The organism is Proteus hauseri (assembly GCF_040139125.1).
In the GTDB taxonomy this organism is placed as follows: domain Bacteria; phylum Pseudomonadota; class Gammaproteobacteria; order Enterobacterales; family Enterobacteriaceae; genus Proteus; species Proteus hauseri_B.
In genome coordinates this window covers 143,167-158,284 of the sequence record NZ_JBEEUB010000006.1, presented here as the reverse complement: position 1 = coordinate 158,284, position 15,118 = coordinate 143,167, and the positions used below count along the sequence as shown (strand labels likewise).

The following is a 15,118-nucleotide window of genomic DNA, read 5'->3' as shown; positions in this document are numbered from 1 at the left end:
CCATCGCCTGTTTTTATGGGATTTAAGCCTGTGGATAAATAGTTAAGGAGTAGGATTGTGAAAACCATAGTGATAAAACGAGACGGATGCAAAGTCCCTTTTGACCAAACCCGCATCAGCGATGCTATCAAAAGAGCAGCCGTAGCTTGTGAGATCACTGATGATGATTATTGCGAATCTGTCGCTCAATCTGTTTCACAATCTCTCGCAGGACGTTCAAATGTCGATATCCGTGAGATCCAAGACGCCGTAGAAAATCAGCTGATGGCTGGCGAGCATAAAGATGTCGCCAGAGCCTATATCGAATACCGTCATGACCGAGATGTTGCCCGTGAACAACGTGGCAGGTTAACTCAGGAAATCCGTGGTCTTATCGAACAAAGTGATGTCTCTATTCTTCATGAAAATGCGAATAAAGACAGTAAGGTTATCCCAACTCAACGCGATTTACTCGCGGGTATTGTGGCTAAACATTACGCAAAATTACATATCCTGCCAAGAGATGTGGTACTAGCTCATGAACGCGGTGAAATTCATTATCATGATCTTGATTATTCGCCATTTTTCCCCATGTTTAACTGTATGCTTATCGACCTTAAAGGCATGTTAACCAATGGATTTAAAATGGGTAATGCTGAAATTGAACCCCCTAAATCAATTTCAACAGCAACCGCAGTAACAGCACAAATTATCGCCCAAGTTGCTAGCCATATTTATGGCGGCACAACGATAAACCGTATTGACGAAGTACTGGCGCCATTTGTGAAAGCCAGCTATGAAAAAAATTACCAAGTTGCACAAGAGTGGCAAATTGCAGATAAAGAAGCCTATGCCAATGCTCGTACTGAAAAAGAGTGTTATGACGCTTTTCAGTCATTAGAGTATGAAGTCAATACACTACATACTGCTAATGGACAAACACCTTTTGTTACCTTTGGTTTTGGTCTTGGGACATCAAAAGAAGCACGTCTGATCCAGCGCTCTATTTTAGAAAACCGCATGGCGGGTTTAGGTAAAAATCGTAAAACCGCAGTATTTCCTAAATTAGTTTTTGCGATTAAAGATGGGCTAAATCATAAGTTTGGTGATCCTAATTATGATATCAAACAGCTTGCTCTTGAGTGCGCAAGTAAACGTATGTATCCCGATATTCTTAATTATGATCAAGTGGTTAAAGTCACGGGTTCATTTAAAACCCCAATGGGTTGCCGTAGCTTCTTAGGTGTTTACAAAGAAAACGGTGAAATGATCCATGAAGGTCGTAATAACCTTGGTGTTATCAGCCTCAACTTACCACGTATCGCAATTGAAGCTAAAGGCGATGAAGCCGCATTCTGGTCACTGCTTGACGATCGTCTTGAACTCGCGAAAAAAGCATTAATGACACGTATTGCTCGGTTAGAAAACGTAAAAGCACGTGTTGCCCCTATCCTTTATATGGAAGGTGCTTGTGGTGTTCGCTTAAAAGCAGATGATAATATTGCTGAGATCTTTAAAAACGGTAGAGCATCAATTTCACTCGGTTACATTGGTGTTCATGAAACCATTAACGCGTTATTTGGTACGCAAAAACACGTTTTTGATGACCAAATATTAAGAGAAAAAGCCGTTGCGATTATCAATCGGTTAAGAGAAGCCACCGATCAATGGAAAGCTGAAACAGGTTATGGTTTTAGCCTTTATAGCACGCCAAGTGAAAATCTGTGTGACCGCTTCTGTCGTTTAGATGCCGCAGAGTTTGGTATTCTTCCTGGTGTAACTGATAAAGGTTATTACACCAACAGCTTCCACTTAGATGTTGAAAAGAAAGTAAACCCATACGATAAGCTGGATTTCGAAGCGCCTTATCCTCCTTTAGCTAATGGTGGTTTTATCTGTTATGGCGAATATCCTAACCTGCAACATAACCTCAAAGCATTAGAAGATGTCTGGGATTATAGCTATACCCGAGTCCCTTACTATGGTACTAACACGCCAATTGATGAGTGTTATGATTGTGGCTTCACAGGTGAATTTTCTTGTACCAGTAAAGGCTTTACTTGTCCTCGTTGTGGTAATCATAACCCGGCAAGAGTCTCTGTTATTCGCCGTGTCTGTGGTTATTTAGGTAGCCCTGATTCACGTCCATTTAATGCAGGCAAACAAGAAGAAGTTAAACGTCGTGTAAAACATCTGGCAAATGGTCAGTTAGGTTAAGATTTTGAATTACCATCAATATTATTCTGTTGATGTTGTTAATGGTCCCGGTACTCGTTGCACCCTGTTTGTTTCGGGGTGCATACATCAATGCCGAGGTTGTTATAACAAATCAACTTGGTCATTAAGTTCAGGCAAACCATTTACTCAAGAAGTGGAAGATCAGATCATTGCTGATCTTCAAGACAGTCGTATTAATCGTCAAGGATTATCACTTTCAGGTGGCGATCCTCTACACCCTCAAAATCTTTCTGCTATATTAAAATTGGTACTACGTATTAAAACGCAATGCCCAGAGAAAGACATTTGGGTTTGGACTGGCTACCTACTGGCTGATTTAACCCCAGAGCAGCAAGAAGTCGTTAACCATATTAACGTACTGATTGATGGCAAGTTCGTACAAGAACTTTATGATCCCGCATTACTGTGGCGAGGTAGTAGTAATCAGGTGATCCATAAATTGAAATAATACACATTGAATTAACTGGAGGATGTATGCCTTTAAGTGATAATAAATATGTAAGCTTTTCTGAAGATCATGAACTGAACTACCATTTAAAAAAATGGGGTAAGAAACAATCAAAAGTGAATCGAGAACAACTCGTGAAGCTAGGTACCGAATTGAAAAAGAAACTCGGTGCTAAACATCTTCAACACACTGAAATAGATGCAGAGATAGAAAAAAATCTTTCATTATTTGAGTAATTCCTAAAAGCCCATTTTTATAATGGGCTTTTTCCTCTTACTACTCTGACTTAATCACGCTCGTTATCAAATGCGAATCATTTTCAAAAATAATAGCCAAATCTATTAATTCTGTTTTATTATTATTACTACTAACCACTCTTTTTATGATGATTTATTTTATGAAGTCTCTTTTTTTATCTTTATTTTCGATTGTTTTACTTTCAGGTTGTAGCAGTTCATGGGAGCCTAAAGGAGCATCAGACTACACATTACAAGAAGCAAAATTACTTTGTGATCTCAACGCTAACACTCGTTATCCAATACGCAAAGAAGTGCTACAACGTACTGTTTACCATGATGTACAAAAGACATGTCGCAAAGATGATAAAGACCACTGTGGTGATAAAAAGACCTATACCGAACGAGTACCTATGACAGAAAGTTATGTAGAAGACATTAACCAAGAAGATAGAAAAATATTCTATACCTCATGTATGTCTTTAAAGGGATGGGAGCAAAAGAACCATTACTTTTGGGAATAAACCAAAATATTAATCACGTTGCCAGTGAAGTTTAGTACCAAAACCTAAACAATTATTCACCATTTTGATTTCTTGCAATTGTAATTGCCATATAGGGATATGAATTGCCGCTAATGCTACTGGAAAACGGGAACAATAGTGCTTCCTTGCGTTAAGTTCTTCAATACCTGTTAGCAAAGAAACAGTGCCTGTAAATTGAATACCTTGTAGATTTGAAATGGTAATTTCTTGTGTGCTAATACTTCCTGCAACCGATAAATTTTCCTGCATCATTTGAGCATGGCGCGTTTTTTCTTCCGTTAGAAAGATCAACTGCATTTGGTGCTCATCAAACCAATAAAAACAATTTGCACACCAAATATCATGCGCTGAATTTGTCGTACACAACGTAAATACATGGTGCTCGTTTATAAATTGTTTAATTATTTTGATCGAGTTTTCAGAGGACATTATTCACCTGTATAAAATAAAAAGAGACGCTGTTCATCAGATAATTATATCATCGGAACAAGCGTCTTGCGCGTGTCTCTTATTACAGGTGTTTATCCGTTACAACTACGATATTAACGATAAACTTGAGCGCTAACAGTCAGATACTCATCACCCGTTGCACCGATAACTTTATAGCTTGTTGCACCCTGCTCTTTCGCGATTTGTGCAATTTTTGTAGTTAAACCATCTAAAGTATCGCTACCTGAAATAGTGATATACTCACCAGTTGAAGTATGACTTGTTGATACGCTATCAGCGGCAATTGAACCGAATGAAATAGCACTTAAAGCTAATGTTGCAGCGATTAATGTAGATTTTTTCATAATAAACTCCAATTAAATTCTAAGATTTGTTATTTATCGCGGAGCATGTCTCTGTGATGTGATTCATAGTATGCACTTTCATTTGACTTTAAAATTAGCAATAATTGCTGTTCTTTTTCAAAAAAATTGATTATCAATTTATGGAAATGAGTGATTAATGTCACAAAAAAATCACAACTCATTGATATGATTACTAGATTTCATATTAATAAAGCTATAAATTATTTATTGTAATAATTAAGAAATATAATTTATTAATTAAATTTTTAGCACAGAAAGGAAAAATACGATGCCAAGTGAAGAGTGGTCACTTTATATCGTTAGAAACCGTTTAGGGCATCTTTATACGGGGATCTCTATTGATGTAGAGCGACGTTTTACTCAGCATGAGAAAGGTGTGGGTGCAAAAGCGTTAAAAGGTAAAGGTCCCTTATCTTTAGAATTTCAATGCAAAATAGGCAGTAAACAACGTGCTCTACAATTAGAATATCAACTAAAACAGCTGAAAAAAAAGCAAAAAGAAAAGCTGATCACAGACCAGCCTTCAGACATTGCGTGCTATTTAGCTCAGAAGTAGACTCGATACAGGGATATTAGCTAAATTGATCAAACAACGGTGAGTAATTAACTAAACCGTGAATATCTTCAATACTGCCATTATCCAGCGCATAAATTTGAAATGCGTCTTCAGTATCAGGCCATTTACAGTGAAGCCCTTGCGCTTTTGCTGCAACAAAGCCTGATTTTTGATAGTAATCAGGCGAGCCTAATACAACAACAGCGCCATAACCAAACTCATTTAGGCTATCGAGCCCCTCATTGATAAGCTGGCGACCAATACCTTGACCTTGGAACGCTTTGGCAACAGCGAGAGGAGCAAGTCCAACCCACTGGCAATCTTTTCCATCAATATCAACGGGCGTAAAACCAATATAGCCCATCACTTGGCCTTCATCATCAACTGCGACCATACCTAATGTCAGCAGCCCTTCTTCTCGTAAATGTCCCACTAAATCAGCTTCAGCATCAGTCGGAAAACTATGGCGCAAAAGCGTATCAATAGCGGGGATATCAACAGGAATTTCAACACGTATTAGCATGAAGTTGAGCTCAGTTCATGGCTGTGTGTTGTGTCTTCAGTTGCTTCTTGAAGCCCACTTTTCACAAAATCAGCCAGTTGCAATAAACCAAAACGCAACACAGATGGCATTGAATCTAGTTCAATTGCATCCATCAGGTTTTTTACATATAACCCGAGTTCTGTATCACCCTCTATTTGTAGGCGACGCTGGAAAAAGAGTGTATCTGGATCTTCTTTGCGAGCAGCAATTAAAATAAGATCATTGGCATTTCCGCTAAAACTAACATCTTCTTTTTCCAAACGGCTAACAATTAATTTATCATCACGAACACTGATAAACCACTGTAATTGTAAATCCTTAATTTCGATTTTTAGCCATTTATCTTCCAAGAAATGCAAATCACCTTCAGCCAGGGATTCACGAAACTGCCAACTTAAAAACTGTTCTAAGATATCGCGTTGCAATGCAAATGGAGTTATTTGCAAAGGATAACGTAAGAAACGAGGGCCATCTTTTACTAGGCGGGTACGAATTTTACTAAACACTTTCGGACTCCTTTAAATTAAATTGGGGCTATTGTGCCAGATATCGACAGATATTCTGCGATCCTATATCAATATTCCGTTAATCCGTTGGTCATATTTTGAGTTATTTTATTTTACTTAAGTTAAAAGCACTGTTCTCTGCCCTAAATCAAAACCTTTTTTTATCTTGCTAATTACAATTTCTGATCATTTTTAATCTCTAAAGGGAAGTGAAGATGGAATTGTTGTGCCCAGCAGGTAACTTACCCGCACTTAAAGCAGCCATTGATAATGGTGCTGACGCTGTTTATATCGGCTTAAAAGATGATACCAATGCCAGACACTTCGCAGGACTCAATTTTACGGAAAAAAAATTACAAGAGGCGGTTAATTACGTTCATCGCCACCAGCGAAAACTACACATTGCTATTAATACTTTTGCTCACCCAGATGGCTTTGAACGCTGGCAAAGAGCGGTAGATATGGCGGCATCTTTAGGTGCTGATGCATTAATTTTGGCTGATATCGCCATGCTTGAGTATGCCGCAGAGCGCTATCCTCATATTGAACGACATGTATCAGTACAAGCTTCAGCAACGAATACACAAGCCATTGAGTTCTATCAGCGCCATTTTGATGTTGCTCGCATTGTGCTACCACGCGTGCTTTCTATTCATCAAGTAAAACAACTAGCCCAAAGTAGCCCTGTGCCTTTAGAGGTATTTGCATTTGGTAGCTTATGCATTATGGCTGAGGGTAGATGTTATCTTTCTTCTTATTTAACAGGCGAATCTCCTAATACGGTGGGAGCGTGTTCACCGGCTCGCTTTGTGCGTTGGCAACAAACGCCACAAGGTATGGAATCTCGTTTGAATGATGTTCTGATTGATCGCTACTCCCCTGATGAAAATGCAGGTTACCCGACTTTATGTAAAGGTCGTTATCTTGTCGATAATCAGTGTTATCACGCATTAGAAGAGCCTACTAGCTTAAACACGTTATCCTTATTACCTGAGCTTATGGCAATGAATATTGCCTCCGTTAAAATTGAAGGTCGTCAACGTAGCCCAGCTTATGTCACTGAAGTTGCAAGAGTTTGGCGAGCTGCAATCGATCAATGTAAAAAAGATCCTCAAGGATTTAGCTCTCATCCACGTTGGATGAATGCACTAGGAAACTTATCAGAAGGAACACAAACCACATTGGGTGCCTATCACCGAAAATGGCAGTAATAAGGATTAGAAAATGAAATATGCTCTCGGCTCGGTACTTTATTATTGGCAAAAGGCAACCCTTGAATCGTTCTATGAAAAAGCCAAAACGTCAGATGCGGATATTATCTATTTAGGCGAAACAGTATGCAGTAAACGTCGTGAAACAAAGCCGCAAGATTGGCTAAATATCGCCAAAGAAGTCGCTAAAAGTGGCAAACAAGTGGTTATTTCCACCTTGGCACTTTTACAAGCTCCCTCTGAACTTAAAGAGATAACAAAGCTTATTGATAATGGTGAATTTTTAATCGAAGCCCACGATTTTGGCGTAATCAATATGCTTTCTGAACGCCACCTTCCTTTTATTGCTGGTCATGGGCTTAATTGCTACAACGCTTATGCACTGCGTTTATTACATAAGCAAGGAATGATCCGTTGGTGTATGCCAGTCGAACTTTCTCGTGATTGGCTAAATAACCTTTTAATACAGTGTGAAACACTAGGTATTAGAGATAAATTTGAAGTTGAAGTATTTGCTTATGGGCATTTACCTTTAGCCTATTCAGCACGTTGTTTTACCGCTCGTTCAGAAGATAGGTCGAAAGATGATTGTGAAACCTGTTGTGTGAAATATCCACAAGGTCGCAACGTACTTTCTCAAGAAAATCAGCAAGTTTTTGTGCTTAATGGCATACAAACGCAAAGTGGTTATTGCTATAACTTGGGTAACGAGCAAACTTCAATGGCAGGATTAGTTGATATTGTTCGTCTTTCACCAGAATCAGACACTATTTTCGATACCTTGCAGCAATTTCGCCAAAATGAGCAAGGTAAACAACCAATTACTACAATTGAGCACCATGATTGTAATGGCTATTGGCGTAAATTGGCAGGATTAGAATTAGTGGAGTAGCGATTTTAAAGATGAGTCCACTTCATATTTATTTGTGAAGTGGATAAAATAATAAATATTAAAAATATTATTAATTTGTATTTAAGCCCAAAGCTTTCTTTATATCTTGTACTGTAATCATTAAAAGCATTGGATGTATTGATGAACAGTAGAAACCTACGTGCTGATAAAATTGTTTCGCTTCTTGAGATAAAGCATGAACAATGATCCCTCTGATACCCACTAAATCAGCAGCTTGAATAACTCTAATTGCAGCATCTCTAATCAATGCTCTTCCTAACCCAATTCCTCTGGCTTGATTATCAACGGCTAATCTACCCAATAAAACAACAGGAATATCTATTGGCATATTTCTTTTAAAACGACCGACAGCATCATAAGAGTGAACAATCCCCGTCGAAAGCGCATAATATGCCATCACTTTATTGTTATCAGTACAAGTCACAAAAACTCGAGATGCTCCTGATAATTGATTTTGTAATGCTTTATTTTTCAACCAAATATTAAGTGAATTCTCTCCAGAATCGAACTCACTTAAATCATGATTAGCAGTTAAAGGCTCTGGTGCTGAAAAATTCAAAATTATTTCTCCCAAGGAGCCTTAGATTGCATCGTCTTCATTAAAGACTCATTAGTTTCAGCGGGCATATCAAGTAAAGCGAGAAATTTCTCATAAGCTTGTGCATCAACATTAATAACTCTTAAATCAGATAATGTCTCTTCCGCGACTCTACGTGCTGCATCAATAACAAAATCCGTTCTGTTTTTACCTAAAACTTCAGCTGCTCTATCTATTAACTGCTTTTCTTCAGGCTTAATGCGTAGATTTAATGTAGAGCGCTTTATTGGTGTTTCGTTTTGCATAATTAACCTCAATAAATCTATCGCTACAGTGACAACCTACATCAATGTAGTGTCGTTGTCACTACATTTTTAACTTTAAAAAACTAACTATTTCGACTCACCACGATGATGTAACCAATGCTTAAACTGATGTGTGATATGCCTTAGTTCACCATTACGTAGCATACCCACCAGCACGCCTAATACGGTATAAACTACACCTAGGATCAGCATCATCACGATATCACCCAATATACTTTGGAATGATAGTCCCATTTGATTAATCCCCGCCATGGCGTTTACAGCCCATGTTGAAGGAAGTGCAGATGAAACTGCTAATACCCAATCAGGCATTGCTTGCAGAGGCCAAATGGTGCCTGAAATGTAAAAAACAGGCGTGGTAACAAATGCCAGTGTTAAATAAATCATTTCAACACTACGTAAGCATTCTGTAATCAATTTGCCTAATCCCAACACCGCTAATAAGAATGGGAAAGTCAGCATCCAGATCTGATAAAGAGGGGCTTCTTGGCGATAACCCAATACCCAAGGCCATAATGCAAAGAAAACCGCAGATAAAAATAACCAAATAGGAATAAGTGCAGATAATGCACCAAGATAAACAGCTAACGGTGGTTTACCTTTTGGTGTACTTCTCACCGCAATACTGACTCGTACACAGGCAATTAATAAGGAGTGCTGCAATAACATCACTAATAAGCCAGGGAATATAATTGCCGCGAAACTAACACCAGGGTTATACATCGTGATCGTTTCGCCTTGAATCGGCTTTAATAATATTTTCGATTGTTCTGCACTAAAACCTGCATTTTGTAAAATGCGTCCATTGTAAGAATCTAATAACTGCTGATAAGCAAGCATTAACTCTTGCTGAATTTGTCCACTCGCTAAACGGTTAGTAGCATCACCAAATACAGGGACAGTGACATCTTTTCCGTTAAGCAATTTTTTTTCAAAATTTGTGGGCACAATAATAATGGCAAAAAGCTCACGCATAATCATATCATGACGAGCTTCTTCAAGATTATCGTAGCTTTTTACACTCAGTTTAGGTGTGGCATTTAACGAACGAATAAGCGAATAACTTGCAGGGCTATGATCTTGATTAATCACAGCAACAGGAAGATCCCACAACACCGGTTTAGCATAAACTAAACTCATAACACAAAGGGATACAATCAACAGCATCCACATTGGCTTTTCTAACATACCCAATAAAACGCGTTTAAATGTTTGGAAATACATCTGCATCATGCGACACCTACCTGTAATTCCAATCGTTTAAAAATACGTTTACGAATAAGTAGTGCAATAGCTAAAGGATAGAGCAGTAATAACAAACACACATAGAGAATACCTTGTAGCGATACTTCTCTTAAGAAGATATCAAACATGGCATTTAAGGCGTGCGTTAAAGGCTCTAAATTAGAGATGATCCGCGCGGGTAAAATCATTGAGAGTTCAGGTACAGCCATACCTGAGAACGCTAAAGCGATACTCACTAACATCCCTATCATACTGTAAGCTGTAATGGCACTGCTGGTAAACGCGAAGAGCAATAACCCCACACTTTGAGCAGCGATAATATAAAAGAATCCCACCAGCACCATATACAATGGATTACCATTTACTTTCGCACCTGAAAAATGTACCAATGCAGCTAATTCAACAATCAACAACGTTAGGAAAAACAGCGTATAAGGCGCTAATTTACCAATTAAAGCAAAAGTGAATGGTTTGATATTCAACAGCATATTGCCTCGTGACAAAGAGTAGATAGTGCATGTCACGACAAATAGCTGAAGCATATGAATAGTAGCGGCAAATTGCTGGTAATAGATATAGCTACCACTCGCATTAAAGAGACTGTCATAAGAGAGCGTCACTTTTGCTAAAGGCGGCACAGGCTTATGCATCTCTTGCGCTAATACAGTGCGATATTGTGCATTTAATTCTGCCAGTAACCCACTAAAATCCTGTATGGCATAGCTGCCAGCTGCATAATAGAGACCATTGTAATACATACGTACCGTGGGTTGTTTTCCTGCAAGTACCCAACTTTCAAAATGGCGAGGAATGGTGAGGATAGCGTAATCTTGCGCGCTACCTAATCGCTCCATTGCTGTACGCGGATTACCATCTAAGGTATTTAATTGCGCGTGAGAGCCTGCATTTAAGTCACGGATAAGTGTTCTTGATAACGGGCTATTATCGTTATTAATTACAGATACAGGTAAATTTAGCAGTGTGCCTTCAGAAAAGTTAGCGCTTATCAACGTAAACAACATCAATGGAAACAGCCAACTAAGCCAGTGAAATACGGGGCTACGTACTGCCATATGGGTTTCTCGCGAAAATGCGCTATTAAAGCCTCGCCAAGCTGCCTTTACTCTCATTATTCGTCCTTATTTATCCCAGCGCCATAATGCGCTCATACCCGGACGTAACCCTTCAATCTGTGTTGTAGGATAAAGTCGAACCTCAAAAGTTTTAAGATCAAAATCACCCGTTGCACGTGTTGCCCTTTTGGTTGCGTAGTCTCCCATTGGAGCGATATATCGTACTTGCGCCTCAATTTCTTTATTACCTAATGCAGGAACCACCACCGTAATGCGATCACCTTTACGAATATCAGCCAAGATATCTTCTCTTAGGTTATAAACAAAATAAGCTTCTGGAATACGAATTAGCGTTGCTAATGGGCTATTAGCATTAAAAAGTTCGCCAATTTCAGCTGGAATAGGACCAACCTCACCATCAACAGGGGCTTTAACTTGCAGATCTTCTTGCTGAATTTTCAGTTCAATTAATTGCTGTTCAGCTTGCTCTAACGCCGCTGTATATTTATGGCGTAATTCAATACGATCACCATTTTTAGCTTCATCAAGATCTGCTTGTGCCGCACGAACGCGTTGAGTAGCAACATCTCGACTACGCCGAGCATTATCTAGCTCAGTAGCAGACACATAGCCTTTATTAGCAACCGCACTTATACGTTGAAAGTCTCTTGCCGCATTAGCTGCTTCAACGCGAGATTGAGATAAAACAGCTGCTAAATTACGAATGCTCTCTTCTCTTGTCCCGTGAAGTGATAAATCTAATTGGGCTTGAGCTTGTGCTTTGGCAGCTTCAAGTGCCGCAACCTGTGCATTAAGCTCTGGGCTTTCTAATGTGATCATGAGTTGCCCTGCTTTTACATCATCACCGCGCTCAATATGGCGTTCGATAACGCGACCTTTTGCTTTAGAAGCAACAATAACTTCAGGTGCGTCTACTTCTCCTTGCAGTAATAAATATTGATTATGCGCGCGGAAAAGTATGGCTAATGCGATTAATATCAGCATTAGTAAAATAAGATAAATAGCACTTTTTTTCATATAACGATTAGACCTTAATAGTGAAGTAGAACACTCACTGACAGAGTTATATTACACAATAACGCCAGATCCTTTTAAGAATTTTGTGCGCTAGATCACTGACGCAGAGGAATATTTTCTTTGATAGTGCGATTAAGTTATTCTTATATCAAAATTTATCACTCTACTAACAATCCTGTTTTATCAAATAAAAAGAGAATGGTGCACAACACTAATGTACGAATTTAACCTTGTTTTGCTGTTATTACAGCAAATGTGCGTTTATCTGATAATTGCGTGGTTTTTAAGTAAAACACCACTCTTTACGCCGCTTTTACAGGTTACGATAAAACTTCCTCATAAGTTGATGTGTTATGTCATATTCTCTATTTTCTGCATTATGGGAACCTATTTTGGACTGCATATTAATGACTCTATTGCCAATACTCGGGCAATAGGTTCTGTATTAGGCGGTCTATTAGGCGGCCCTTATGTAGGCGTCCTTGTTGGTTTCACAGGTGGATTACACCGCTATTCTCTTGGTGGAATGACTGCGTTTAGCTGCATGGTATCAACAGTTGCAGAGGGGCTTATTGGGGGATTAGTACACCGCCATTACGTTAAACGGGGACAGATGCATCGCATTTTTAACCCGTGGACAGCAGCATCAGTTACCTTTGTCGCTGAAATCATACAAATGAGTATTATTTTATTACTTGCTCGCCCTTTCAATGAAGCACTCGCTCTAGTTAAAGATATTGCAGCTCCTATGATTGTAGCAAATACCGTTGGTGCTGCGATGTTTATTCGAATATTGCAAGATAGACGTGCTATTTTTGAGAAATATACCAGTGCTTTCTCTACTCAAGCTTTAAAAATTGCGGTATGCACTGAAGGTATTTTGCGTAAAGGATTCAACCAAGATAATAGTACTCGTGTCGCAAAAGTGATTTACCAAGAGCTAAGAGTTAGCGCTGTTGCTATTACTGACAGAGAAAAACTACTCGCATTTATTGGTATTGGTGCTGACCATCATTTACCTGGTACACCTATTTCATCAGAACAATCTAAACAAGCAATTCATAATAATGAAGTTGTTTATGCTGATGGTAATGAAACACCTTACCACTGTACGCTTTCTCCTAATTGTAAATTAGGCTCTACGTTAGTTATCCCACTTAGAGGCGAAAATAATCAGGTTATTGGTACAATTAAGCTTTATGAGGCTAAAAATCGTTTATTTAGTTCAATCAATCGAACATTAGGTGAAGGTATTGCAAGCTTATTGTCTGCACAAATTCTTGCCGGACAATATGAGCGTAATAAACAATCTCTATTAGAATCTGAAATTAAATTATTACACGCCCAAGTTAACCCACATTTTCTTTTTAATGCATTAAATACATTACAAGCTGTTATTAGGCGTGATAGTGAACAAGCAAAACAATTAGTCCAATTTTTATCCGCATTCTTTCGTAAAAACTTAAAGCGCCCTGAAGCTATAGTTACGCTAAGTGACGAAATCGAGCATGTAACTGCCTATTTGCAAATTGAAAAAGCGCGTTTTCAAGAACGGTTACAAATAGATATTCATATTCCAGAAAACCTACAAAATGCACGACTCCCAGCATTTTCACTTCAACCAATGGTTGAAAATGCAATTAAACATGGGACATCACAGTTATTAGAAACAGGAAAGGTTACAATCCGTGCCTATCAAGAGTGCCATTTAATCATTATCGAAATTTGCGATAATGCGGGTCTTTATCGCCCTCAGAGCCCTTCTCATGAATTAGGGCTAGGAATGAGACTGGTAGATAAGAGATTAAAGCTACGCTACGGTGATCTTTATGGCGTTGTTGTTGATTATCAAACTGATAAATTTACTAAGGTAAAAATCTGCTTACCTTTAGAAAAAAGTATGGGTAACACTGCATAATAATGAATATATTAATTATTGATGATGAACCATTAGCGCGTGAAAATTTACGCTGCTTACTCGAAGTAGAAAAAGATATTCATATCGTTGGTGAATGCAGCAATGCCATTGAAGCCATTGGCGAAATACATCGCAAGAAACCCGATGTGGTTTTTGTTGATATCCAGATGCCTCGCATTACAGGACTTGAAATGGTAACGATGCTTGATCCTGAGCATCGACCTTATATTGTTTTTCTTACTGCTTTTGAAGAGTATGCCATTCAAGCATTTGAAGAACATGCCTTTGATTATTTACTCAAACCACTAGAGCAAGAGCGCTTAAGCAAAACGCTAAATCGTTTACGCCAAGGTAATAAGCAAAATATCGATTTATTAACACCACCAGAAGAGCGTTTAAAGTGCATCCCCTGCACGGGTCATAGCCGTATTTGGTTAATGCCGATTGATGAAGCGGTATTTGCTACATCAAGACTCAGTGGTGTTTATGTGACTAATAGCCAAGGGCAAGAAGGTTTTACTGAACTGACATTGCGTACATTAGAAACTCGTACACAGTTAGTACGCTGCCATCGTCAATATTTAGTCAATATGGATTACGTCAACGAGATTATTTTTGGTGATAATGGGCAAGCCGAATTAATCTTGCATAATAGTAGTAAAATCCCTGTCAGCCGACGTTATTTAAAACCGTTAAAAGAGGCGATAGGCTTAAGCTAATTGAGTAATGATAAAAAATAAAAGGATAATAATAGGATGGAACCGATTTATATTAAAGCTTATACAAATCGTATTGAAATTCGTGATCTTCACACAAAAAAAGAAGCATCCGCACAACGTGATTTTTCTCATAGTAGAATGCTAATTGGTGATTTTCCCCCTGCAGTTGACGCAATTATTATTGGGATTGAAAGAATTAACATTAAACCAACTTCATTTTTTTAGAAAAAGAGATATCGTTATTTATGCTTTTAAACAAATAGAGGGCGC

The 15,118-nt window shown here is 38.5% G+C and carries 19 protein-coding genes; 10 read left to right on the top strand and 9 right to left on the bottom strand.

Going from position 1 to position 15,118, the window contains the following annotated elements; translation table 11 throughout:
• Window positions 1-57: 57 nt before the first annotated feature.
• The 4 genes from nrdD to ABN099_RS11715 all read left to right on the top strand — a co-directional run bounded on the left by nrdD (window position 58) and on the right by ABN099_RS11715 (window position 3,425).
• On the top strand, window positions 58-2,196 hold the full coding sequence (gene nrdD, locus ABN099_RS11730) for an anaerobic ribonucleoside-triphosphate reductase (protein WP_349463966.1): 2,139 nt from the start codon (window positions 58-60) through the stop codon (window positions 2,194-2,196).
• A gap of 4 nt (window positions 2,197-2,200) precedes the next feature.
• A complete protein-coding gene (gene nrdG, locus ABN099_RS11725; protein ID WP_349463965.1) occupies window positions 2,201-2,665 on the top strand; it encodes an anaerobic ribonucleoside-triphosphate reductase-activating protein in 465 nt (154 codons plus the stop codon).
• 26 nt (window positions 2,666-2,691) lie between these two features.
• Window positions 2,692-2,901 (top strand): hypothetical protein, encoded by a 210-nt coding sequence (locus ABN099_RS11720; protein ID WP_349463964.1) that lies wholly within the window; start codon window positions 2,692-2,694, stop codon window positions 2,899-2,901.
• Between the two features lie 161 nt (window positions 2,902-3,062).
• Window positions 3,063-3,425, top strand: coding sequence for a hypothetical protein (locus ABN099_RS11715; RefSeq protein ID WP_432807507.1), 363 nt, complete (start codon window positions 3,063-3,065; stop codon window positions 3,423-3,425).
• Window positions 3,426-3,434: 9 nt separating this feature from the next.
• Here the strand turns inward: ABN099_RS11715 and ABN099_RS11710 are convergent, their stop codons facing one another.
• Both ABN099_RS11710 and ABN099_RS11705 read right to left on the bottom strand, forming a co-directional pair.
• A complete protein-coding gene (locus tag ABN099_RS11710) occupies window positions 3,435-3,875 on the bottom strand; it encodes a YhbP family protein (RefSeq protein WP_349463960.1) in 441 nt (146 codons plus the stop codon).
• A gap of 113 nt (window positions 3,876-3,988) precedes the next feature.
• Complete coding sequence (locus ABN099_RS11705; RefSeq protein ID WP_349463959.1) at window positions 3,989-4,240, bottom strand: YdgH/BhsA/McbA-like domain containing protein; 252 nt, start codon at window positions 4,238-4,240, stop codon at window positions 3,989-3,991.
• Window positions 4,241-4,529: 289 nt separating this feature from the next.
• Between ABN099_RS11705 and ABN099_RS11700 the strand changes: the two genes are divergently transcribed.
• The gene (locus tag ABN099_RS11700) at window positions 4,530-4,817 is read left to right on the top strand and encodes a GIY-YIG nuclease family protein (protein WP_349463958.1); all 288 of its coding nucleotides are present in this window, start codon (window positions 4,530-4,532) and stop codon (window positions 4,815-4,817) included.
• A 16-nt stretch (window positions 4,818-4,833) separates the two neighbouring features.
• Here the strand turns inward: ABN099_RS11700 and ABN099_RS11695 are convergent, their stop codons facing one another.
• Both ABN099_RS11695 and ubiT read right to left on the bottom strand, forming a co-directional pair.
• A complete protein-coding gene (locus ABN099_RS11695) occupies window positions 4,834-5,340 on the bottom strand; it encodes a GNAT family N-acetyltransferase (RefSeq protein ID WP_349463956.1) in 507 nt (168 codons plus the stop codon).
• Window positions 5,334-5,867 (bottom strand): ubiquinone anaerobic biosynthesis accessory factor UbiT, encoded by a 534-nt coding sequence (ubiT, locus tag ABN099_RS11690; protein ID WP_349463955.1) that lies wholly within the window; start codon window positions 5,865-5,867, stop codon window positions 5,334-5,336. Before ubiT ends, ABN099_RS11695 begins: the two co-directional genes overlap by 7 nt.
• A gap of 215 nt (window positions 5,868-6,082) precedes the next feature.
• Here ubiT and ubiU point away from each other — a divergent pair, with 215 nt between their 5' ends.
• Both ubiU and ABN099_RS11680 read left to right on the top strand, forming a co-directional pair.
• Window positions 6,083-7,078, top strand: a complete 996-nt coding sequence (gene ubiU / locus ABN099_RS11685; protein ID WP_349463954.1) for a ubiquinone anaerobic biosynthesis protein UbiU — start codon at window positions 6,083-6,085, stop codon at window positions 7,076-7,078.
• A 13-nt stretch (window positions 7,079-7,091) separates the two neighbouring features.
• Window positions 7,092-7,970: a U32 family peptidase gene (locus ABN099_RS11680; protein WP_349463953.1), complete on the top strand. Its 879-nt coding sequence runs from the start codon at window positions 7,092-7,094 to the stop codon at window positions 7,968-7,970.
• A 70-nt stretch (window positions 7,971-8,040) separates the two neighbouring features.
• On the opposite strand, the gene ABN099_RS11675 is transcribed toward ABN099_RS11680, so the two are convergent.
• From ABN099_RS11675 to ABN099_RS11655, 5 genes are all read right to left on the bottom strand, one after another.
• A complete protein-coding gene (locus tag ABN099_RS11675) occupies window positions 8,041-8,550 on the bottom strand; it encodes a GNAT family N-acetyltransferase (RefSeq protein ID WP_349463952.1) in 510 nt (169 codons plus the stop codon).
• Window positions 8,551-8,552: 2 nt separating this feature from the next.
• Window positions 8,553-8,834 (bottom strand): DUF1778 domain-containing protein, encoded by a 282-nt coding sequence (locus ABN099_RS11670; RefSeq protein ID WP_349463951.1) that lies wholly within the window; start codon window positions 8,832-8,834, stop codon window positions 8,553-8,555.
• Window positions 8,835-8,921: 87 nt separating this feature from the next.
• Window positions 8,922-10,085, bottom strand: coding sequence for an ABC transporter permease (locus ABN099_RS11665; protein ID WP_349464082.1), 1,164 nt, complete (start codon window positions 10,083-10,085; stop codon window positions 8,922-8,924).
• Window positions 10,085-11,230 carry an ABC transporter permease gene (locus ABN099_RS11660; protein WP_349463950.1) on the bottom strand — a complete coding sequence of 382 codons (1,146 nt, stop codon included), beginning with the start codon at window positions 11,228-11,230 and terminating at the stop codon, window positions 10,085-10,087. Before ABN099_RS11660 ends, ABN099_RS11665 begins: the two co-directional genes overlap by 1 nt.
• Before the next feature lie 9 nt (window positions 11,231-11,239).
• Complete coding sequence (locus ABN099_RS11655; protein ID WP_349463949.1) at window positions 11,240-12,211, bottom strand: HlyD family secretion protein; 972 nt, start codon at window positions 12,209-12,211, stop codon at window positions 11,240-11,242.
• Between the two features lie 214 nt (window positions 12,212-12,425).
• Between ABN099_RS11655 and ABN099_RS11650 the strand changes: the two genes are divergently transcribed.
• The 3 genes from ABN099_RS11650 to ABN099_RS11640 are packed head-to-tail and all read left to right on the top strand — an operon-like array spanning window position 12,426 to window position 15,073.
• Entirely contained in the window at window positions 12,426-14,129 is a 1,704-nt protein-coding gene (locus ABN099_RS11650; RefSeq protein WP_349463947.1) for a sensor histidine kinase, read from the top strand.
• Between the two features lie 2 nt (window positions 14,130-14,131).
• Complete coding sequence (gene btsR, locus ABN099_RS11645) at window positions 14,132-14,848, top strand: two-component system response regulator BtsR (RefSeq protein ID WP_349463946.1); 717 nt, start codon at window positions 14,132-14,134, stop codon at window positions 14,846-14,848.
• Window positions 14,849-14,884: 36 nt separating this feature from the next.
• Entirely contained in the window at window positions 14,885-15,073 is a 189-nt protein-coding gene (locus tag ABN099_RS11640; RefSeq protein ID WP_349463945.1) for a hypothetical protein, read from the top strand.
• Window positions 15,074-15,118: the final 45 nt, after the last annotated feature.